We start from the raw sequence: 22047 nt of genomic DNA, 5'->3' as shown, positions 1-22047 counted from the left end.
AAGAAATCAATCTGGTTTCGCGCACCTTTGCGTTAAAATTTCTCCCATGTGGACAGAAATAGACGCTCAAATTACTCGCCTAACGGGTGAAAGGTTTCAAAGTCAGCAGCGGCAATCGGTTAGTGGTGGCTGCATCAATCAAGGCTATGCCGTCAGCGATGGACAACGCACCTACTTCATCAAAATCAACCAAGCGTCTTTGGTTGATATGTTTGAGGCAGAGGCGCTGGGACTCCAGCAAATGCTGGAAACTCACACTATCCGGGTTCCGAAACCGATTGGCTGGGGTACTGGAGGCAATTCTGCCTATATCGTGTTGGAGTGGCTGGAAATAGGGCGCGGCGACACCCATTCTTGGGAAGAAATGGGACGGATGTTAGCGGCGATGCACAAATGTGCTGGAAAAGACGCCTTTGGCTGGGACAGAAATAACACGATTGGTTCCACGCCGCAAATCAATAATTGGACAGCAGATTGGGCGGAATTCTATGCCAAGCATCGTCTCGGTTATCAATTTCAGTTGGCACGTCGCGGCGCTCATTTTCCCCAACAGGAGCAATTGCTGGCGGCAATTCCCGAATTGCTAGCGGATTATCACCCTCAACCATCGCTGGTTCACGGCGATTTGTGGGGGGGAAATGCAGGCTTTACGGCATCGGGAGAACCCGTCATTTTTGATCCGGCGGCGTATTATAGCGATCGCGAGGTTGATATCGCTATGACAGAACTTTTCGGTGGTTTCCCCCCAGCCTTTTATCGCGGCTATAACGAAGTATTTCCTCTAGATCCAGGCTACGAGCGCCGGAAAAGGCTCTACAATCTCTATCACATCCTCAATCACTTTAATTTGTTTGGCGGCGGCTATAGTTCGCAAGCCAACGGGATGATTGAGCGTATTTTGAGATAGAGGAATGAGCGATCGCGCCTTTAAATATCAGTGAAAGTAGAGCAAATTATTCGTCCTTTTGAAATTTGTCTTTAGACGTTGCTTTGCTTAAGCCTTCGTTTCAGTCCACCAGAGACTTAAGTCTTTGCCTAATAGCGCAAGTCGGTTAAGACCAACTAATAATATTAACAATTTAGTCTGTTTTAACGGAATGCCAGCTATTAGCCAGCGATTTAAATTGCTGGCGGACTATAGAGATTTTCACAAAAAGTATATTGCAATTATGGACCTCGATTCTGATTCTTAACAGCTTCAACCAGAACCTCTACAGCTTTCGCTTTTTGAGGGTCGTTTCCCCCAGCATATTCTAACTGGAACGGCACTTCAATATCTGGTTTCACTCCCTTGCCTTCTAAGCGTTCTCCATTCACATAAATATCAACTACAGCTAGATAAAGAAGGTTGCCATCTTTTAGCAAGAAAGGACGAGCCGCAACAACTGCTCCTGCTGTTTGGCTACCAACAACTTTTCCAATTCCATACTGCTCAAAACCGTAAGCTAAAATCTCTTTTCCGCTTCTGGTTCCCTTATTCACCAGCATCACAACGGGTTTTCTCCACTGATAATCTAAGGTGCTTTTTATCCCGTCTCTGGGAATTTGGGTTAATACTGGAACTTTTTTGGAAAAAATACTCAGATAATTCGGAGTAGCTCCACCCCAGCCATCTCTTAAGTCTAAAATCAACCCATCCGCATCTTTAAGCCTTCCATAAGCAATTTCTTCTTCCAGTAATTCCTGATATTGATCGCCAGCATAAGACCAGATATGGACATAGCCTAGTTTTCTTCCATTGCTTTCAATTATTTCGATACTCGACCGCATAGCGTCTAAGAAAACTGTAGTAGGTTTTATTCTTTTTGGAACTACAATTACATTTTTATTGCTGTTTGAATCGGGAGTCTGTTGAATCGATATACTGACTTCTTTCCCTGCTTTGTTAACAAAAGATTCAATTGGCTGATACTGATTGCCATCAACTGCTAATATTTGATCGCCTACTTTGAGTCCCGCTTGAGCAGCAGAACTGCCATCGAGAATAGCAGTGATAAAGGTCTTCCCATTTATCTCTTTAGTGAAAGCTCCGATGCCGGTGTACTCTAAGCCGTTGGGAAATAACTTTTGTATCTTTTCTAAGAAAGAACCTTGATTAAATATACCCAAAAGTTGATAGTAAGCGGGTTCTGTCTTCGGATAAAAGCCTATATGAGAAGTATGCAACTCAGATAGCATTTGATTGATGACAATTGATGCTTCATCAATAGATTTTGCCTGCTTGACTGAAGGTTTATACTTCTCTCGCATGGCTTTCCAGTCAATACCGTTAAATTTGGGATCGTAAAAGTTGTCATTGACTGTTTGCCAAACTTCTTCAAAAACAGCTAATGTCGGTGATTCTTGAAGTTTTGAACTGACGGGTAAAAGTGAAAATGTTAAAGTAAGAATAACTAAAATGCTAAGACTTAAAGTAGCCAAAAAACGGTTAAGCTTTATCATTTTTTTATTATTTAAATTTATCTTCAGTCAGTATAGCTTATCATCTACTTAAATCAGGGTAGGAAGTATCTCATTTTTACAAATATATGCTGCGGTTAGAAACCACACCTACACAGACAAACCCGCGTAGGAGGGTTTCAAATTCATTACTAGATGTTGTATGCTAGGCACTGTTAACCAATAGTTCTACAGATAGGTTGGTTTAGGTACAGTTACCTAAATTAGGGGATGCGAATGAAGCGATCGCCTATCCTACATCGCCATACCAAACTCTATTATAATTGCGCGATCCTAATGTGCCGAGGCTGAGCTTTAACTCGTTCTATCCAAGCTTGGATTGCTGGAAATCTTGTTAAATCAAATCCACCTTCATCCGCCACATGAGTGTAAGCAAACAACCCAATATCAGCAATCGTATAGCGTTCTCCCACCAAAAAATTACAATTTGTTAAATGCTTTTCCATAATCGTTAGCGCTGCATAACCTGGTTCGCGCTTTTGATTAAGTGCCTCCTTATATTCCTCCGCCTTGCCAAGGATAGAAATCCAAAATCGGGAAGTAGCAATATAAGGCTCATGGCTATACTGCTCGAAAAATAACCATTGCAACACTTTTGCGCGTTCAAAACGGTCGTTAGGCAAAAAATCAGTTCCTTCACTCAGATAAAAAAGAATTGCGTTGGATTCTGCCAGAAATTGACCTGATTCTATTTCCAAAACAGGAATCCGACCATTGGGATTTTTGCTTAAAAATTCTGGAGTCCGAGTTTCACCTTTGAGGATGTTAACTTCTATCCTATCGAAGGGAATTTCCAGTTGAGTTAACAAAAGACGAACTTTGTAACAATTACCAGAGGAGAAAAATTGATACAGTTTGAGCATATTTATACCTAAACTACTTCAATAGTGAATTTTTGGAGCGCGATCGCCAGTGCGTGAGCGTTAACAATAAGTATTGTCACACGCGAAGCTTGCCCGAAGCATAAGCTAACACATATCGCTTTTATCAGTATGGTCCCAAGAAGCGATCACCGTTGAAGTGGATGATGTGAGTCGGTGCCTCAGCTACCCAGACTTCCGTTTCCCAAGATATTTCATTCAAACATCTCGCCATATCGCTGCGGCGCTGAAAGGCGGTGACAAACACCAGTCCAGCTATTGATTGCAACTCCTCGATGGTTTAATTTTTAGTTTTTTCGGGCTGTTTTTTTACAATATCTATTCCAAGTTCCAGTGATAGCTGGCTATATTGAGTTGGTTGATGAATTTCTTTTGGGGAGATTTGTTGATTACTTTCTAAACAAGCTTTAACAGAATCCGCTAAAGCCTTTGCTAAGAGTGGAGGTACTGCATTACCAATCTGATTAAATTGACTGTTCTCAGAACCCTGAAATTGGAACCAATCTGGAAAACTTTGAAGACGCGCACCTTCAGGAACTGTTAGCCTTCTCCTACGTCCATCAGGTAAGCGTATCCGCAACATATCCCCCGTTGCACCGCAGAGATTTCGACAGGTTACTGTCCGAGAAGGGGTATCCAGATGAAGGTCTCTGGGTTTGATACATTGAGATGCTATCTCGTACTTTTTGACATACTCATCCATACTAGGCGTGAGAAATTTTGAGTTAGGTAGCGCGGAAAATGCTAGTTTTCCCAAAGCTTCACCGGCAGTGTAGGGTAAATGAAGATGAGTTTTTTCAGGCCATTTCCATCCTCCTTTGTGTGCCACACAAAGGAGGCGTTCTCTTTTTTGAGGAACACCATAATGTGCAGCGTTTAAAATTTCCCATTCAACAATGTATCCGAGTTCCTGTAAAGCTATAACAATTTCTTCAAAGTATGCCTTGTTGCGAAAAAGCATTCCCCGCACATTTTCAAATAAGGCAACTTGTGGACGATAACGCTCAACAGCAGAAATAAAAGTTGGGAAGCCATCCCGACCATCTTTTAGTCCTAGTTGATGTCCACCCACACTGAAAGGTTGACACGGAGGCCCACCAATAATTACTACTGCCTCCTCAATTAAATTCGATGATGGTGTTAAAGTTTCCTGGTGGCATGAACGATGCAGATTGTGTCGATAAGTCGCGCAGGCATCCTCTAAAATTTCATAACCAACGGTTTGAAAACCTGCGGCTTCAAAACCGAGAGCTAGTCCTCCACACCCAGCAAATAAATCGATAACTAAGAGTTCAGTTGCTGCCTGGGGAGAGAGTCGAAGCTCTTTTTCGACAAAATCAAGGCAAGGAAGACGGTTGCTGAAGATTGTTGTCTTCATCAAATCAACACTAAGGTAAGGAAACACTTAGGGAATAAATCGGGTGCGCGGAACTGCTAGGAGGGGCAGAGACGCAAGCGATCGCACTCTTCATCACCAAGTGCGATCGCTTCCTATCTTCCTAACACCTATTTAGTGATATTTTTCCTCGCCCGTTCAGAACGCGCCTCAGCTGATTCCATTACCTCAGCCATATTTTCCAGCACTTCTCCTGGATGATTTTCTAAGACTCTGGTAGACAAAGAAACCCGACCTTTACCTTCATCAATGTCAACAATTAGCGCTTTGATTATTTGACCCACCTGAAACAATGATGGTAGAGATTCGATGTAGGTTTGGCTTACTTGCTTAATATGCAGCAAACCAGTAATCCCATCCAGATCGACAAACACACCGAAGGGCTTCACGCCAGTAATTTTCCCCTCGACTAACTGCCCGATTTCTAACTGAGTGATGGCAACAGAACGAGTCGCTTCCCGTTGCGAAAGCACCAGTTTGTTGGTGTCAGCAGAAACTTCTAGAAAGCTAGCAGTTAGCTTTTCACCAACCAGCGACTCCAGGTTATCGCGTTCCACCAAGTGCGATCGCGGAATAAACCCCCGCAACCCTTGCACTTCCACCGTAACGCCCCCCTTATTGACACCAGTGACACGGGCTTGCACTGTTTGACTCGCTTCCTGCATATCAGACAGGTTATCCCACGCCTGCTTGATCTCCATCTGCCGCACTGAAAGCGTCACCTGACCATCTGCATCTTGCTCTCGGATAATCAGGAAATCCCGTTCTTCCTGCAACGGCAGCACAATGGATAAATCTGTTACCCGTCTCAACGACGCCTCATCAACGGGTAAAAAAGCCAAAGACTTGCCGCCAATGTCTACATAGGCACCATCGCTTTCGTGGGTTTCCACTTTACCGCGCACGACTTGTCCCTTTTGAAACTGGTAGTCGTGTTGTTCGAGAGCTTTGGCAAAATCGTCCATAGAAAATGACGATTTTGCATCTTGAGAAGAGGTCGATTTGGAATTCATGACAACTTATTGATTGAAAAAAAAGTAATTCCCAACTCGCTTACTGCTTGTATGGGAAAAAATTTATGCCGCTTGAAGTTCTTGTTCAAACAGCTGTTTTACCTGCTTCCAGGCATCGGCGGCTGTGGTGTCATTGTAACTGGCGCGATGGTCGCAGAAAAATCCGTGTTCAGCTCCATCGTAGCGAAAGACACGATGGGGAATGTGGTGTTTCTGTAGCTCCGCTTCAATTTGATCTACCTGTTCGGCGGGGATGCTGGCGTCCTCCATGCCGAAAAAGGCGTAAAGCGTGCCTTTGATGTCTTTTGTCCGCGCAATTGTTGGTTCGCCGCCGCCGGGAGTGTCAGTGGCAACGCCAGCACCGTAGAATGACGCAGTGGCTTTAATATCGGGTAAAGTAGCGGCGAGGTAAGCAACATGACCCCCAAAGCAGAAGCCGATGCAGCCAAAGACAGGTTTTACTTCGGGCAGGGCTTTGAGGTAATTGATTGCCGCCTGGATATCGCCTAGTAGTTCTGAGGCTTGAGTTTGCGCCTTGTACTGTCTGCCAATTTGAATGTCTTCTGGAGTGTAGCCGGTTTCAAAACCCGGAGCTTGGCGTTGAAAGATTGCAGGCGCGATCGCTACATAGCCTTCCTTGGCAATTCGTTCTGTTACTTCCCGGATGTGGGCATTCACCCCAAAAATTTCCTGCAACACCACAATCCCTGGAAAAGGCTCCTTCCTTTCCGGCATTGCCAGGTAAGCCGCAATTTCTAGATCGCCATTGGCAATTTTGAGGTTTTTTGTCCGAATCTTGCTGTCTGTCATGATAATTTTTCTCTGTCCTCTGCCATTTTTTTAGCAGATAGTGCTACTATTTTGTCTACCAGCAAATTGCCCTACTTTTTACTGTAATAAAGTATTTAAAAGTTTATGGAAGTGCTGCACCAATTATCGCATTTTTTTATCAAGGAAATTTATATAAAACGAACCATAGCTTTTTTGTTTAAGAAATCCCAATTTTTAAATAATTTGTAATCTTTGCTGGCTTTATTGTATAGTTTTGTGCGGTTATTGAAGAATTGCTGGCTGTCGAGAAAAGGGATTTTTGATGAAATGAGTCAAGAACTATAGCTGGCTTTTGTAATCATTAAAAACTCAAAAATTATCAAGGTGTAAGGGAAGGAGTTCGACCTTGGCAGACTGGAGAGAAAAAGAAAAACCGACCGGATTATTAACTCGGCAACTTACCTTCATCGCTATCGTTACCTTAACGGCGCTCATCGTCAATAAAATCATCAAGTCGTCACCTCAACCTTCCCCTCAGCATCTGTCCGCCATAGAGGTTCCTCAGGACAAGCCGGTTCATCAACAACTCCCCAGTGTCGAACCCGAAAATTTGCCGCCGAGGGAAATAATACCGCCAGGGAGTAGCGCGATCGCCGAAAGGGCACACGCCTCGCTAGAGCGCATACACTTGGCGATCGCACCTATCGCACCATCAAACCCGGTTCATCAGCAACTCCCCATTGTCGAACCCGAAAATTCGCCAAGTGAAACAACGCTTTGGGCGATCGCTCCATCACCCGCAGCCGAAAAAACCTTCCCAGTGCCTACTGAGTATCAGGGAAAAACCATTTATCAGGTGAAGCCGAAGCATCAGGAAAAAGTCATCGCCCTCACCTTTGATGATGGCCCTTGGGGTAAAACGACATTGCAAGTGCTGGACATCCTCAAGAAAAACGACATCAAAGCCACATTTTTCTGGGTAGGAGAGCAACTGCAAAGTTATCCAGCAGTAGCCCGACGAGTGGTTGCTGAAGGTCACGCCATTGGCAACCACACCTGGCATCATTCGTATCGTCAGATGGACGAGGCTAGGGCAGCAAAGGAAATTGACGACACAGCCGCACTCATCTACAAGACAACCGGAGTCACAACCTCTTACTTCCGTCCTCCCGGCGGCATCTTGCAAAATGGATTAGCGGCTTATGCCCAAAAGAACAACTACGCCGTGATGATGTGGTCGATTAACTCGGTGGACAGTAGTCGCCACCGCCTCGCCGCGCCCAAATTGGTCAAAAATATTCTCAAGAGTGCCTTCCCCGGCTCTATTGTGCTATTGCATGATGGTGGTGGCAACCATTCGACAACGGTTCAGGCTTTACCCCAGATCGTTGAGAAACTCAAAAAGCAGGGATATAAGTTTGTCACCCTGCCGGAACTGCTACAGAACCAAGAGACGACAGACGCCACTGATTCCGTCTCTACTGGGGAAGTAGAAACACAGATTCCCACTCTATTGGAGGAAATTCCGCACCCATCCGCAGAACAACCCGAAAATCATTTCCCTGGGTGAGATCGTTTTGGAGTTTAGATGTTGGATTGTAGAAGACTTGCAGCGAGTAGCGTCACGACAAATAGATAGGTCAATTGATCGGGAGGCAGAATATGGAAAAACCAGCGCGATAACTCAGCTTCTGTAGCGCATTATGCTATTAAAGAATTGCCCCTCTCACGGCTTCATGAGAATCAGAGTCCTTGGAGGCTCGCAAATGGTTCAATTTCATATTCAGCCAGACAGTGAAATTCCAGCGTCAAAACAGCTATTTGACCAAATGCAGTTTGCGATCGCCTCGCGGCAGTTTCCCCCTGGTCATCGATTGCCTAGCACTCGGCAGCTGGCAATGCAGACAGGTTTGCACCGAAATACCATTAGCAAGGTGTACCGGCAGCTAGAAGAAACTGGATTAGTGGAATCCCAAGCCGGATCGGGAATTTATGTCAGATCCCAAGGAAACGAGGGCGGCACTGGACACAGCGGCCCCATACACGAACAATATCCTCAAGCCTACAAGCTGGTACAGCACAGCCTGGATGACCTGCTCAACCAAGGCTGCACCCTCAACCAAGCCAGGGAACTATTCCTAGCAGAAATTGACTGGCGCTTACGCTGTAGTGCGCGGGTGCTGGTCACGGTTCCGTCACGAGACATAGGTGCTGGGGAGTTGATGGTTCAGGAACTGGAAAAATCTTTGGGGATACCCGTGCAGTTGGTGCCGATGGAGGAACTCACTAAAGTACTGGATCAAACCCACTCTGGTACTGTGGTGACTAGCCGCTATTTTATTGGGGATGCGGAAGCGATCGCTGCCCCACGAGCAGTGCGCGTCATCCCCGTCGATATTTACGACTACGCGCAAGAACTCAATCTAGTTCAACGCCTCCCTAAAGACAGCTGTATGGGTCTGGTGAGTCTCAGTTCAGGCATTCTCGGAGTTGCAGAAATTCTGATCCACAGCCTGCGCGGGGATGATTTGCTGGTGATGACAGCCCAGGTAAAAGACACCTACAAACTCAACGCGATCGTTCGCAGTGCCCAAACGATTGTTAGCGATCGCGCCAGTTTTGCCACCGTCAAAGCGGCAGTCACCGCCGCCCGTGAAGACATTATTCGTCCTCCGGAGCTATTATGTAGCGAAAACTATATTGGCACCAAGTCAATTAACTTGCTCAAGCGCGAACTCGGTTTAGGTTGACAATTTTGGATTTCGATGATTGAGACATAACTTATACCATTTGGCAGCATAAATTGCTCATTCAGGTGGGCAATCCCCACCTGCACCCTTCGGTTTAGGCTGAACTTTTGGATGAACAGATGCTGTAAGGTAGTCCTCAGGGATTCAAGTTTCTCACCCAGAAGCCCCTTTCTAAAATTGGCAATTCTTTTAGGAGCAAAGATGACAATTGACATGAAACCTTCTATGGGTTTATAAAGATGCCATTGAGAAACGCCCTGCTACTAGAGCTTTCCGACCCGATCCCATTCCAGAGTTGCCTAATCGAAGATTTTGTAACAACTCAAGTCAAAGAAGCTTTTAAAACCCCTCCACAGGTAGATGTTTGCTTTCTGCTCCTCTTAGGCTATGCCGCCGATGAACCAGTAAAACATGATCAGGACTTACGCAACATCACCACATCTGGGGGGCAACCACAAGGGGATTGCCCCTACAAAACGCTATATGTATAAGCTTTGCGTAAGTCCTGATGATGAGGGGCGCTTTGGTCTAGATCGGGTTTACTATGGCGATTATGGTGATTTCCGTCTATAGACTTATGAATAAGTTTTCAAGCGTGCCCCTCCGGATGATTGGCAGAAACCCGAATTAAGGGTATCATTTACACCTCAAGAACAGCCAAGTCGGCTCATGAAGGCTGAACGGTGGCGTCCAGACGGCTAGCTGCAACCGGCAACAGTTGCGATAGTAATCGGGAATAATTTTCCTCTAACGCCTGCTCATTGTTTTTTAAATAAAAGGCGCTCTCCCCCAACCGTTGCCAAAAGTGGCAATCCTTAAGCCAGAATCTGTGAAGATATCCTGACAGCTAAAACCTTTGTGCGGAACTCTGACTCCTGATGCTATGACTGCTGTGCCCCTACCTCGCCAGCCATCTCCATTGCCTGACGGCGGTACCACCGCCGAAACGACGCCTGTTTTTGCGCTCAAAGAACTGGTGGCGCGTTTGCATCGAGAACAGCGCAAGATTCAAGACTTACTCTCGTCGTTAGGGTTTGCCCTGCGTAGCTTCAATAACTTGAATCAGTTTTTGGAGTTAATTCCGCTGATGGCAACGCGGGTGACAGATGCCGATGGCGGCATTCTCATCCGGTTTTTGCCGAATGGTCAGGTGCGGCTAGAGCGGTTGCACTGTCAGGAAGGTCAGTCTTGTCAGGATATTCGCAAGGCGCTTAACACAGCAACCCGTCAGGCGAGTAATCCCTCGACAACGGCAGAAGGGATCGCCGCACCGCCATCATTGGATGCTCAACTGACCCGGTTTTTGGGACCAGACATTCAGGTATTTGGCACTCCGATTCTGGTGAAAAATACAGAGCGAGGGCGTCTTTATGTATTCAGCCGCGATCCCAACTATATTTGGACAGACACCCGGCAGAAGTTGGTGCGGTTAGTTGCAGATCAAACAGCAGTTGCGATCGCTAACGATGAACTCACCGTCGAACTCCGCCAAAAAGAACGCCTGGACAAAGAATTAGAAATTGGTGCCGATATCCAGCTACGCCTACTGCCGCGACAATGTCCTAATATTTATGGAGTCGAACTGGCGGCAAAGTGCCAAACGGCTAGTCGCGTCGGCGGAGATTACTATGATTTCATTCCCGCCAATTATGACCAGCTGCGATCCAAAACGAACAGCGATTCGGAAGTAGAAACCGCTCAAAGAGGATCGGTTCCCTGGAGCCTGGTGATTGGGGATGTCATGGGCAAAGGCGTCCCAGCCGGTCTAATTATGACGATGACGCGGGGGATGTTGCGAGCCGAAGTGCTAAACAGGCACTCACCCGCGAAGATTCTACAACATTTAAACCGGGTGATGTACGCCGATTTGGAAAACTCCCATCGGTTTGTCACCCTGTTTTATTCCGAATACGATCCGCAAACCCGCATCCTGTCTTACAGTAATGCCGCGCACCATCCTCCCTTGTTGTGGCAAGCGTCAACCCGTTCCATCAAGCGCCTGGATACCTGGGGAATGCTGATTGGTCTGGATGCCGATTCCCAGTATGAAGATGCCCAAGTACAGCTGTATCCTGGGGACACGATTATTTATTACACCGATGGTTTTACCGATGCGGCAAATCAAAATGGCGATCGCTTTGACGAAGAAAAGCTCAGCCGCACCTTCCAGTGGGCTTGCCAGCATTGCAATGGCCCCCAAGCGCTTTTAGATTACCTATTTGAGCAGGTACAGCAGTTTATCGGCCCAGCCAACCGGAACGGAGATGATATGACGCTAGTGGTGATGCAGGTCAAAAGTTAGTAGTCAGTAAGTAGGCGGATGCAATCAAATTGAAGATTTTCGTAGAGCGGGGAAAACGCCCTTGAAACCCAACACCTGCATGGGTTACGCTATCGCTAACCCGTCCTACAAATAATTAATCCCGCCTACTTAGTCATTAATCATTAGCATATGACAAATAACTAATCAGGTATAGCTAAGGCCTTCCCACTAGCCAAGGTGTCAGCTTTAGTGTTAATACAATCTGAACGGATGCGCGAGCAACTGCCAACATCTCTATTTGTTGTGAGGAAATCAGACTCATGGTGCTTAACGAAATGCACGAAATAATCGGTTTGTTGCCCAATTTGACCCACGGTTACGATACTGTATCGGTGTGGCTTTCGCACTCGCCGGTCAATTGGCCCGTCTTGGCGCAGCAAATCAGAGACCCAAAGGTGTTGGATCAGATGCAAAATGCCTTTAACTACTTCATTAAATCAGGACAAGTCTGGGCACTCCTAATTGGGCTGTTTTTTGGATACCTGATTCGAGGAATTACGGCTTAGTTAAGGGCATTTGAAGGTTTAAGAGTTGGAAGGTTGAAAGGTTGAATGTTTTGATACAACTTACTCGTGCTGAAATTTGCTATTGAGTAATATGCTTGCTTTGGCAAGCTTCAACCTGTTCGCCAAAGCAACTTTCAACCGGCACGCCTTTCAATCTGTCAACTTTCCAACGTTAACAACAAGCTCGTGACTGAACAAAAAACTTGGAGCCAACGGTTTGAATCGGCATTGCATCCTGCGATCGCTCGTTTCAACGCTAGTATCGGCTTCGACATCGAACTCATCGAATATGACCTCACCGGCTCTATTGCCCATGCCAAAATGCTCGCCCATACCGGCATTATTTCAGAGTCGGAGGCACAACAGCTAGTCGCAGGCTTAGAACAAATCCGCCAGGAATACCGGGAAGGAAACTTCAACCCAGGGATAGATGCCGAAGATGTTCATTTTGCGGTAGAGCGCAGACTGACAGAAATTACCGGAGATGTCGGCAAAAAACTGCACACGGCGCGATCGCGCAACGATCAAGTAGGCACCGACACCCGCCTCTACTTGCGAGATCAAATTTCCCAAATTCGCAGCCAGTTGCGCGAATTTCAGGGAGTTCTCATCGACCTTGCCCAGAATCACGTCGAAACCCTGATTCCCGGCTACACGCACCTACAACGCGCCCAGCCAGTCTCTTTAGCTCACCACCTCCTCGCCTATTTTCAAATGCTAGAGCGGGACTGGGAGCGGCTAGGAGAAGTCTATCAGCGCGTCAATGTCTCGCCCTTGGGGAGTGGTGCGCTTGCCGGAACCACTTTCCCCATCGATCGACACTACACCGCCAAACTGCTGAACTTTGATGGGGTCTATGCTAACAGTATGGATGGCGTGAGCGATCGCGACTTTGCGATTGAATTTCTCTGTAGCGCCAGCCTGATCATGGTTCACCTCAGCCGTCTATCAGAAGAAGTCATCCTCTGGTCATCCCACGAATTCGGCTTTGTCACCCTCAAAGATAGCTGCGCCACCGGCTCCAGCATCATGCCCCAAAAGAAAAACCCCGACGTGCCTGAACTCGTGCGGGGCAAAACAGGTCGCGTTTTTGGGCATCTGCAAGGAATGCTAGTGCTGATGAAAGGGCTACCCTTGGCTTACAACAAAGACTTACAAGACGACAAAGAAAGCCTATTTGACAGCGTAAAGACCGTTAAAGGCTGCCTGGAAGCAATGACCATTTTGTTGCGCGAGGGGATAGAATTTCGTACCTCTCGCCTTGCAGAAGCCGTCGCGGAAGATTTCTCCAACGCGACAGATGTCGCTGATTACCTAGCAGCGCGGGGTGTCCCCTTCCGGGAAGCTTACAATCTCGTTGGCAAGGTCGTAAAAACTTCCCTCGCTGCCGGTAAACTTCTCAAGGATTTGAGCTTGGAAGAATGGAAGGAATTGCACCCAGCTTTTGAGGCAGACATCTATGAAGCCATCTCTCCAAGACAAGTAGTTGCCGCTCGTAACAGTTACGGCGGTACCGGATTCGAGCAGGTGAGACAAGCGATTCAAGCTGCCCAGTCTCGGCTGAGTGCTGACAATAGGGCTGAGGACTGAGTAATGAGGACTGAGGACTGAGGACTGAGGACTGAGTAATGAGGACTCAATAGGGGATTTCTCAATTTCGCAAGAGAGTTTAGTAGCAGAGGAAGCATTTTCTTCTTCCTCAGCCCTCAGCCCTCAGCCCTCAGCCCTCAGCCCTCAGCCCTCAGCCCTCAGCCCTCAGCCCTCAGCCCTCAGCCCTCAGCCCTCAGCCCTCAGCCCTCAGCCCTCAGCCCTCACTCCTCAGCACTTAATCAATGGCTAACCCATCGCGCCGCCCATTGCTCCCATGCCTCCTCCCATTTTGTCTTCATCCTCCTCATTAGTTCTCTCTCCAGGCGATCTTTGACGCCGGAATTTAGAGAACCGACCCGTAGTTTGACGTTTACGAAACTTGCGGGCGTATGCTTGGTTACGCTGCGCCTTTTCTTTCTTAGGGTTACGGCGCTTCGCCATGTTCACCTCTTTGATATACAACTAAAAATGGTGCCTTTGGGTTTTCCCCCGCACCTGATGCTTGTTGGTGTTGCCAGTCACGCCCAAGGCTTGTAAAAGCAGGTGCTAGAATCTGCCAATCTGCCGCGATCGCCCTCTTTTGGGGGGTTCTCCTGCGGTCTGGCAAGGTTTGAGCTGCATCTGACGCCCCATTCATTTTGCACCATCCAGTGCCGAAATAGCCGTCTCTTTTTGCGAAATTAAAGCGTCTCTAGCAACTTCTCAGAACGTACTCTTGACCAAGCGAATCCAGAAAGAGAGTTGCTCCCCCAGAGCATTTTTTGGGCGCTGGAAGCCTCTGCCTTCAAACCTGTGGAAGAAACACCGAAACAGGCTAGCCTAAAAACGGCAGGTCGCTGACTGACGTGACCGAACTTGCATCCGTAACGTATATCATAACAGCCTGTCAGCAGCCTATTAAAAAGCCCTGACTTGCTGCGGTTGAAAACATCCCCATGTCCCTAAAACTCAGCGATACTGCTCCTTTGGTGGGTAAAATTGCCAGCCGCAACGACAGCAAAGAGCTGAAAAATTCCGCAGCAAGCCATTGATATGCATTCAGCGCCGCAGATGAGCGATCAGCTCGGATGGTAACATTGAGAAGATTTATCTTAAGGTAAGACCTGAATCTCAAAAAGCGGAAATTCTTGCAGATTTAAAAATTTGAATTTGTAGAGGTGGATGAATAAGCAATTCTGGCATCCCCAGAACCATGCGGAGTCAGCCATTGGGGAAACCCTACTTTTGCAAAGGTTTAAATTTTATCTGTCATCGGAGAACTTCCCGCTCAAAAATTGACTCTAAAAGTAAAAGTTCCTTCCTGCGTTGAAGTAAAGCTTCTTTTGTCTATGCGTCAGTCATGGCGATTTATACAAACAGTGCTAGGGATTATTTTCCGCCATCCCATCATTGGCACAACTATCATCCCGATTTTGCCGGATGGTCGAATTGTGTTCATTCGACGCACAGATACGGGTGAATGGGGTTTTCCTGGCGGCATTGTCGATTGGGGTGAAGACATTCCGACATCAGCGCGGCGGGAGTTGGCGGAAGAAACCGGACTGGAGTTAGTAAAAATTCGCCGGTTAGTGGGAGTTTACTCTTCCCCAGACCGCGATCCCAGAATTCATTCGATTTGTGTAGCGTTAGAAGCAGAAGTGCAGGGAGAAATGCAGGTTCGGGATACGCTGGAAATTATGGAAGTAAAAGCTTTCTCTGTGACATCATTGCCTCAAGGGAAACTCTGCCATGACCACGACCAGCAGTTGCAGGACTACTTGAACGGCTTGACAACCCTCGCATGAGCAGGATTTTCGATTTTGGATGCGTGAATCCATCGTCAATCTAAAATCTAAAATCTAAAATCTAAAATCTAGGATGACTCTACCGTTACGCAATTCTCGAATTAAGCTGTCCCAAGGACAAATCTTCTGGCGAGAAGTCGGTCAAGGGCCAGTTTTGGTTTTTTTACATGGATCGGCTCACGATAGCAGTCAATGGCTACCTGTCATCGATTGTTTGAGTCAAGATTACCACTGCTTTGCCCCAGATTTACTTGGCTTTGGGGACTCAGAACGCCCAGATGTCCACTACTCGATTGAGTTAGAGGTGGAATGTCTCGCTGAGTTGTTAGAAGCGTTAAACCAGCGGGAAGTTTATTTAATTGGTCACTCGCTGGGAGGATGGATTGCGGCAAGCTTCGCGCTGAAATATTTGGAACAGGTGCGCGGATTAGTGCTGTCAGCTCCAATTGGAGTAGAAGCTGAGGGATTAAGAACAGAGCGATCGCGCCCATCTCTATTTAAACGCTTGTCTAAGATGGTATCCTCCTGGTGGCGATCGCTCATAGATGCGCTCAATCGTGTCTCTAACAATCGCCTGTTTCCTCGCCAGCGCACTGGGCAAAAGACGCGGCGACAAGAACAGTCGGTGCAGTTTCCCACCACCGACAAGCTATTATTTCAACGCCGTCGCGCCGAAATTCAAGCAGAATTATTGAAGGAAAGACTGGAGTGGCTGAAAGTCCCCGTTTTAATTTTGCAAGGCGAGCGAGACAGTCGTTCTAGAATTGCCGAAAGTCAAGCCTACGCCGACTTAACTCCATCAGCTCAGTTGGAAATTATTAGCTATGGGGGAAACGATTTACCCGAAGCGCTGCCAGATGTCGTGGCTCAGTATATTCGAGGTTTCGTTAGTAAGCAGTAGGGGCGCATAGGCTGTGCGCTTTTACTGGAGTTAATAAAAGAACCTCACCCCCAACCCCTCTCCGCTTGCGGAGAGGGGAGCCGGAGCTGGAGCTGAAGACGGGGTGAGGTTTCTCTTGATTGTGAATAATTAAGCGGATTTGAGCTTAGTAGCTTTACGAATGGCTAAGAACTAATGACGACTGACCGCATTCCCATAAAAATCAGATTGGGGTCGCTAATTATCTGAGTTGCTATTTCAGGAAACTGGGTTTGCAGGTAGGAAAGTAAAATAGTGCGATCGCCTCCCGTCAAAATCACCCGACTGCCTGGAAATTCTTGCCACCAAGCCTGGATAAAGTCTCTAATTCCAGCCACGACAGTGTAGATAACGCCACTCTGAATCGCCTCCGCTGTATTTACAGCAAAACGCGGCGGCATTTCTTGGGGTAATTCTATGGGTGGCAGGGCAGCAGTTCTTTGAGTTAGAGATTGTAGCTGTAACCTTAACCCAGGCAAAATCGCCCCACCCACCAGCCTTTTATTGACATCTGCACCCGTAAATGTTAATGCGGTTCCGGCGTCAATTACCAAAGAAGGCAAACCCCAGACTTCGCCAGCACCTAACACCGTTAAAGCCCGGTCAATTCCCAGCGTCGGATAAAGTTTCTCCAGCGGCAATTGGTCTAAAGTAATGTTGCGAACATTAGGATAACTTTGCCAAAGTGCCGTTTGCTCCGGAACCACCGAAGCCAGATAAATAGGTAGCTGACTGGGTGGTGACATTATTTCCGCTGGTAAGTCACCAGCCGTCAAACCCTGCGCCAGCTCCTTGACAGATGCTTCCGTAAGATATTGAGTATCCCAGGCTTTGTGAAGCGTCTCTCCTTCAAAGTACGCCCAGTGCAGCCGCGAATTTCCAATCATCAAACCTAGCCAATTCATCGTCCTCAGTGCCTCTGCGGGTTCGACACTTTTAGAACTCTTAACTCACTCATAGGTTTTTTAATAAATCTTTACAAGGTACTCGTGGCAGAATGAAAGAAGAAAAAATACCTAAATGGGTTGCAACAGAAGGAGACCAGAGATGGTAGCGCTCACCGACCGAACCCAAAAACGCCTCACAATGCAGACAGGCGAAATCGCCCCTGACACCACAGCGATTCGCTCGCTTGACTGGGATCGCGATCGCTTCGACATTGAATTTGGACTGCAAAACGGCACCACCTATAATTCCTTCATCATTCGGGGTGAGCAGACGGCTTTAGTGGATACCTCCCACGAAAAGTTTCGCCAGCTATATCTGGATGCATTACATGGACTCATTGACCCAAAAGAAATTAATTACCTGATTATCAGCCACACCGAGCCAGACCACAGCGGATTAGTCAAAGACATCTTGAAACTGGCTCCTCAGGTAACGGTAGTCGGGTCAAAAGTCGCAATCCAGTTTATCGAAGATTTTGTGCATCAGCCGTTTGAGCGGCGAATTATCAAAAATGGCGACAAGTTGGATTTAGGCAACGGACACGAATTGGAATTCGTGATTGCCCCCAACTTGCACTGGCCCGACACCATTTTCACATTCGACCACAAAACCCAAATCCTGTATACCTGCGATGCCTTTGGCTTGCACTATTGCTCAGATAGCACCTTTGACGAAGATTTAGCCGCCATCGAAGCCGATTATCGCTTTTACTACGAATGCCTGATGGCTCCCAATGCCCGTTCCGTGCTATCTGCACTGAAGCGGATGGGAGAACTGCCGGAAGTACACACCATCGCCACCGGACACGGCCCTCTGCTGCGCCACAACGTCGTGGAACTGACGGGACGTTATCGGCAGTGGAGTCAAGCTCAAACCAAGGGAGAGACGACAGTAGCGGTATTTTACGTCTCCGATTATGGATATAGCGATCGCCTTTCCCAATCCCTCGCCAAAGGTATCACCAAAACTGGCGTCGCCGTCGAGACACTCGACCTGAAATCCGCCGATCCCCAGGAAGTGCAAGAATTAGTGGGGCGTTCATCTGGCTTAGTCATTGCCACACCCCCAGCCGCCTCTGCCACCGCCCAAACTGCGATTGGCACCGTTTTAGCCGCTGCCAAGGAAAAACAAGCGGTTGGCATTCTGGAGTCCTACGGAGGAGATGATGAACCCGTCGATCCGCTGGTGAGTAAATTTAGAGAGTTAGGGCTGACAGTAGCATTTCCAGCGATTCGGATTAAAGACACGCCAGGAGAAGCCATCTATCAGCTGTGTGAAGAAGCCGGAACTGACTTGGGACAATTGCTCACCCGCGATCGCAACATCAAACAGATTAAGTCCCTTGATGCCGACTTAGAAAAAGCACTGGGACGGATCAGCGGTGGACTATACATCATTACCGCCAAAAAAGGCGAAGTCAAAGGTGCCATGTTAGCCTCCTGGGTGGCACAAGCCAGCTTCCAACCCCTAGGATTCACAATAGCCGTAGCGAAAGACCGGGCAATTGAGTCCATGATGCAAGTAGGCGATCGCTTCATCCTCAACGTCTTAGAAGAGGGAAATTATCAACATTTGATGCGGCACTTTTTAAAACGATTCCCCCCTGGCGCGGATCGATTTGCCGGAGTCAAAATTCAGCCAGCGGAGAACGGTTTCCCCATTCTGACGGAAGCTGTCGCTTATATGGAATGCGAAGTTGCAAGTCGCATGGAATGCAGCGATCATTGGATAGTTTACAGCACTGTTCAAGCGGGTCGTGTCTCCAAACCCGACGCGCTCACAGCTGTTCACCATCGTAAGATCGGAAATTATTATTAGGATTTGGTTCGCGCCAAGACGCCAAGGCGCAAAGAAAATAAAGGTTAATTACTTCTTGGCGTCTTGGCGGGAAGAAACAAAATTGCTCTTAGTCCCAATCCGTGACCTATGAAAGTCTTTAAACCCCGCGATGTTCAGGTTCTCCCGATTGGTGCAGATACAACTGTGTTGCGATCGCGCACTTGGGACAGGCTTAAGTTTGAAATCGAATATGCTCTACAAAGGGGCACAACCGCTAATTCTTATGTGATTCAAGCGGATAAAACAGCGCTCATCGATCCGCCAGGAGAATCATTTACAGACATTTTTATCTCCGCTTTACAGCAGCGGTTTGACCTAGAAAAACTGGATTATGTAATTTTAGGGCACGTCAATCCTAACCGAGTTTTTACGCTGAATGCTTTACTAAAACTGGCTCCTCAAATTACTTTTGTTTGCTCAAATCCAGGGTCAATCCTGCTGCGAAATCTTTTTGAAAGTACTTTCCCAGACACTTTACAAGAACACAATCTGCAAATTGCTGTGATGCGGGGGGAAGAAACTTTCGATTTAGGCAAAGGTCATTACTTACAATTTATCCCCACTCCCAGTCCCCGTTGGCCTGACGCCCTTTGTACCCACGACTCCCTAACCGAAATTTTGTATACCGATAAGCTTTTCGGGGCGCACGTCTGCGGCGATCAGGTGTTAGATGAAGGGTGGACGGTGTTTAGCGAAGATCGGCGCTACTATTACGATTGTCTGATGGCTCCTCACGCTCGGCAAGTAGAAACAGCGCTGGATAAACTGACACAGGAGTTGCCAGCTAGGCTCTATGCTACGGGTCATGGGCCGTTGGTGCGCTACAGTCTGATCCCGCTGACTCAAGCTTATCGGCAATGGAACCAGCAGCAAAGGGCAACTGAAACGAGCGTGGCGCTGCTCTATGCTTCAGCTTATGGGAATACGGCGACCTTGGCGCAAGCGATCGCTAGTGGCATTACCAAAGCGGGGGTTGCTGTCGAATCGATTAACTGCGAATTTGCCGAACCCTCTGAAATTCAAGAAGCTGTAGAAAAATCAGATGGGTTTATCATGGGTTCTCCTACCCTCGGTGGTCATGCTCCCACGCCGATTCAAACTGCACTGGGTATTGTCCTATCCAACGCTAGCAAAGGCAAGCTGGCGGGTGTTTTTGGTTCTTATGGCTGGAGTGGGGAAGCGATTGATTTACTAGAAGGCAAGTTAAAAGATGCTGGATATCGCTTTGGCTTCGACCCGATTCGGGTCAAATTTAAACCCACCGAGGTGACGCTGAAATATTGCGAAGAAGCCGGGACAGACTTCGCCCAAACATTGAAAAAAGCTAAGAAAGCCAAAGTTGCCCGACAACAGTTAGGAGTGCAACCCATTTCGCCCTCGCAATCTGCCAAGATCGAACAAGCGGTAGGGCATCTGGTTGGCTCTCTTTCCGTCGTAACAACGAAACAAGGCGAACTCAGCGGGGCGATGTTGGCTTCTTGGGTGTCTCAGGCAACTTTTAATCCCCCCGGTTTAACTATTGCTGTCGCCAAAGATCGAGCGATTGAATCGCTGATGCATTCTGGCGAAAAATTTGTTTTAAATATTCTGGGAGAAGGTAAGCACATCGGCTTGATGAAGCATTTTCTTAAACCTTTTGGCCCCGCTGAAGACCGATTTGCCGATGTCGCTACGCAAGACGCCCAAAATGGTTGTCCGATTCTCACCGACGCCCTAGCTTATCTGGAATGCATTGTCCGCAACCGGATGGAATGTGGCGATCACTGGTTGGTCTACGCTGTGGTGGAAAATGGCAAGGTGTTACAGCAAGAAGGCGTCACCGCTGTGCATCACCGAAAATCGGGTAGCCATTATTAAATAACGCCATCTGCAACTTTTAACTAACCTGCAACCCACTAACTCTCAAGCCAATAACCCGCAACCTTCAACTTTCTTTGCCCAAATCCAAATTAGCGACACAGGCATTGGCATTAGCCCCGACTTTCTGCCCTATGCATTTGACCGCTTTCGTCCTAGTTAAGGCGCTTTTCCAGATATTGACCGATCATTTGCTGTTCTCCGGCGCGGGAGATGATCGTTTGCCGGGTGCGGTAGCTTCGACCAATCAGTTTTAATTCTTCTTCAAATGAAGAGTCTCTGTACTCTGTCCGCAAGCACAAAGTTTTGGGATTGGAGAAATAATACTCGGCTGTGACTGGTTTGGGAGTGGCAAAGCCGCGATCGCGATATAGTATGGTTCCTAATGCGCCAAACAGTGTCGAACCCTTGGACTCTTTGCGCCCCGTTACTGAATTTGTGCTGTTCCACTCTACATAAGAACCACAAATTAGCGCTGCTGGATCTTCCAATTTGTGTAACTCTGCCAAATGCACCAATTCGGAGCTTCCCTGTTCCAGAAACCGGACGGTAATCAGACTAACCATCTCCTTGGTTTCTCCATCCGGCAGCGTATAGTAGCGTCTTTCAGAGCGCCATTTGCCCTCTGATTCCTGAAAAAACGCTGCAATTAAGGATTCCTCATCTGTTTGGGCAAGTTGTCTTAGTGATGTCACCAGTACCAGTCCTCATACGAAGTGAAATAGAGTTCTTGCAAGCGTCAATTTTTGCTAGGTAGCTATGGGACTTATCACCCTTTTATTTGACATTTATGCAAGCAATCTGATAAACGGTTATGCAAGTCGCTTTTTCTCGTGACACCCGATCTGGGTACAGTTGAGCGTCACTCGATCTGGTCAGCTATCTCGTACTTGGCTGGCGTACCACCCCAGGCAGAGTAGTAAGGCTGCCAAAACGCAAGACACTGTTAACAATCTTAATAATAGATAATAGCTAAAAATACTTACTATCGGCTCTGTCATCCGGAAGAA

21 protein-coding genes and 1 pseudogene are annotated in these 22047 nt (G+C 47.4%); 11 read left to right on the top strand and 11 right to left on the bottom strand.

From position 1 onward, the window contains the following. The first annotated feature begins 46 nt into the window (after window positions 1-46). Window positions 47-907 (top strand): fructosamine kinase family protein, encoded by an 861-nt coding sequence (locus ACFW2W_RS18960; RefSeq protein ID WP_378181606.1) that lies wholly within the window; start codon window positions 47-49, stop codon window positions 905-907. Window positions 908-1167: 260 nt separating this feature from the next. Here ACFW2W_RS18960 and ACFW2W_RS18955 read toward each other — a convergent pair whose 3' ends face one another. From ACFW2W_RS18955 to ACFW2W_RS18930, 6 genes and pseudogenes are all read right to left on the bottom strand, one after another. Beyond that, entirely contained in the window at window positions 1168-2442 is a 1275-nt protein-coding gene (locus ACFW2W_RS18955) for a S41 family peptidase (RefSeq protein ID WP_378181602.1), read from the bottom strand. A gap of 275 nt (window positions 2443-2717) precedes the next feature. Beyond that, entirely contained in the window at window positions 2718-3323 is a 606-nt protein-coding gene (locus ACFW2W_RS18950) for a glutathione S-transferase family protein (RefSeq protein WP_378181599.1), read from the bottom strand. Between the two features lie 124 nt (window positions 3324-3447). Then, window positions 3448-3603, bottom strand: a pseudogene (locus ACFW2W_RS18945) (BsuBI/PstI family type II restriction endonuclease); the annotation flags it as partial. 18 nt (window positions 3604-3621) lie between these two features. Then, window positions 3622-4719, bottom strand: coding sequence for a DNA cytosine methyltransferase (locus ACFW2W_RS18940; protein ID WP_378181596.1), 1098 nt, complete (start codon window positions 4717-4719; stop codon window positions 3622-3624). A gap of 128 nt (window positions 4720-4847) precedes the next feature. After that, a complete protein-coding gene (locus ACFW2W_RS18935; protein WP_378181593.1) occupies window positions 4848-5750 on the bottom strand; it encodes a S1 RNA-binding domain-containing protein in 903 nt (300 codons plus the stop codon). A gap of 63 nt (window positions 5751-5813) precedes the next feature. Beyond that, window positions 5814-6560: a dienelactone hydrolase family protein gene (locus ACFW2W_RS18930; protein WP_378181590.1), complete on the bottom strand. Its 747-nt coding sequence runs from the start codon at window positions 6558-6560 to the stop codon at window positions 5814-5816. Between the two features lie 367 nt (window positions 6561-6927). On the opposite strand from ACFW2W_RS18930, the gene ACFW2W_RS18925 reads away from it, so the two are divergent. From ACFW2W_RS18925 to argH, 6 genes are all read left to right on the top strand, one after another. Next, window positions 6928-8091 (top strand): polysaccharide deacetylase family protein, encoded by a 1164-nt coding sequence (locus ACFW2W_RS18925; protein ID WP_378181587.1) that lies wholly within the window; start codon window positions 6928-6930, stop codon window positions 8089-8091. Window positions 8092-8287: 196 nt separating this feature from the next. After that, complete coding sequence (locus ACFW2W_RS18920) at window positions 8288-9271, top strand: GntR family transcriptional regulator (protein WP_378181584.1); 984 nt, start codon at window positions 8288-8290, stop codon at window positions 9269-9271. Between the two features lie 239 nt (window positions 9272-9510). Next, the gene (locus tag ACFW2W_RS18915) at window positions 9511-9762 is read left to right on the top strand and encodes a hypothetical protein (RefSeq protein ID WP_378181581.1); all 252 of its coding nucleotides are present in this window, start codon (window positions 9511-9513) and stop codon (window positions 9760-9762) included. Window positions 9763-10154: 392 nt separating this feature from the next. Continuing rightward, window positions 10155-11573: a PP2C family protein-serine/threonine phosphatase gene (locus ACFW2W_RS18910; RefSeq protein ID WP_378181578.1), complete on the top strand. Its 1419-nt coding sequence runs from the start codon at window positions 10155-10157 to the stop codon at window positions 11571-11573. Between the two features lie 296 nt (window positions 11574-11869). Next, a complete protein-coding gene (locus ACFW2W_RS18905) occupies window positions 11870-12100 on the top strand; it encodes a hypothetical protein (RefSeq protein WP_378181670.1) in 231 nt (76 codons plus the stop codon). Between the two features lie 186 nt (window positions 12101-12286). Then, a complete protein-coding gene (argH, locus tag ACFW2W_RS18900; RefSeq protein ID WP_378181575.1) occupies window positions 12287-13690 on the top strand; it encodes an argininosuccinate lyase in 1404 nt (467 codons plus the stop codon). On the opposite strand, the gene ACFW2W_RS18895 is transcribed toward argH, so the two are convergent. The 3 genes from ACFW2W_RS18895 to ACFW2W_RS18885 form a co-directional block, all read right to left on the bottom strand. Beyond that, on the bottom strand, window positions 13642-13788 hold the full coding sequence (locus tag ACFW2W_RS18895; RefSeq protein ID WP_378181572.1) for a hypothetical protein: 147 nt from the start codon (window positions 13786-13788) through the stop codon (window positions 13642-13644). The two genes, argH and ACFW2W_RS18895, sit on opposite strands and share 49 nt — an antisense overlap. A gap of 148 nt (window positions 13789-13936) precedes the next feature. Continuing rightward, window positions 13937-14131 (bottom strand): hypothetical protein, encoded by a 195-nt coding sequence (locus tag ACFW2W_RS18890; protein WP_190414631.1) that lies wholly within the window; start codon window positions 14129-14131, stop codon window positions 13937-13939. After that, window positions 14115-14327, bottom strand: a complete 213-nt coding sequence (locus ACFW2W_RS18885) for a hypothetical protein (protein WP_378181569.1) — start codon at window positions 14325-14327, stop codon at window positions 14115-14117. The genes ACFW2W_RS18890 and ACFW2W_RS18885 overlap by 17 nt, the downstream gene beginning before the upstream one ends. Window positions 14328-15018: 691 nt before the next feature. On the opposite strand from ACFW2W_RS18885, the gene ACFW2W_RS18880 reads away from it, so the two are divergent. Together ACFW2W_RS18880 and ACFW2W_RS18875 are read left to right on the top strand one after the other, a co-directional pair. Further along, window positions 15019-15474 carry an NUDIX domain-containing protein gene (locus tag ACFW2W_RS18880; RefSeq protein WP_378181566.1) on the top strand — a complete coding sequence of 152 codons (456 nt, stop codon included), beginning with the start codon at window positions 15019-15021 and terminating at the stop codon, window positions 15472-15474. 73 nt (window positions 15475-15547) lie between these two features. Continuing rightward, window positions 15548-16375, top strand: coding sequence for an alpha/beta fold hydrolase (locus ACFW2W_RS18875; protein WP_378181563.1), 828 nt, complete (start codon window positions 15548-15550; stop codon window positions 16373-16375). A gap of 164 nt (window positions 16376-16539) precedes the next feature. Here ACFW2W_RS18875 and ACFW2W_RS18870 read toward each other — a convergent pair whose 3' ends face one another. Further along, entirely contained in the window at window positions 16540-17298 is a 759-nt protein-coding gene (locus tag ACFW2W_RS18870) for a pantothenate kinase (RefSeq protein ID WP_378181560.1), read from the bottom strand. 142 nt (window positions 17299-17440) lie between these two features. Here ACFW2W_RS18870 and ACFW2W_RS18865 point away from each other — a divergent pair, with 142 nt between their 5' ends. Further along, window positions 17441-19159 (top strand): diflavin flavoprotein, encoded by a 1719-nt coding sequence (locus tag ACFW2W_RS18865; protein ID WP_378181558.1) that lies wholly within the window; start codon window positions 17441-17443, stop codon window positions 19157-19159. A gap of 108 nt (window positions 19160-19267) precedes the next feature. After that, window positions 19268-21037 carry a diflavin flavoprotein gene (locus tag ACFW2W_RS18860; RefSeq protein ID WP_378181555.1) on the top strand — a complete coding sequence of 590 codons (1770 nt, stop codon included), beginning with the start codon at window positions 19268-19270 and terminating at the stop codon, window positions 21035-21037. Window positions 21038-21192: 155 nt separating this feature from the next. On the opposite strand, the gene ACFW2W_RS18855 is transcribed toward ACFW2W_RS18860, so the two are convergent. After that, window positions 21193-21732: a phycobiliprotein lyase gene (locus tag ACFW2W_RS18855; RefSeq protein WP_378181552.1), complete on the bottom strand. Its 540-nt coding sequence runs from the start codon at window positions 21730-21732 to the stop codon at window positions 21193-21195. Window positions 21733-22047 lie beyond the last annotated feature (315 nt).

Source organism: Coleofasciculus sp. H7-2, from assembly GCF_042747725.1.
Lineage (GTDB): Bacteria > Cyanobacteriota > Cyanobacteriia > Cyanobacteriales > FACHB-T130 > FACHB-T130.
Note: the sequence above shows the minus strand (reverse complement) of the source record. Positions and strands in the feature narration are given on the sequence as shown.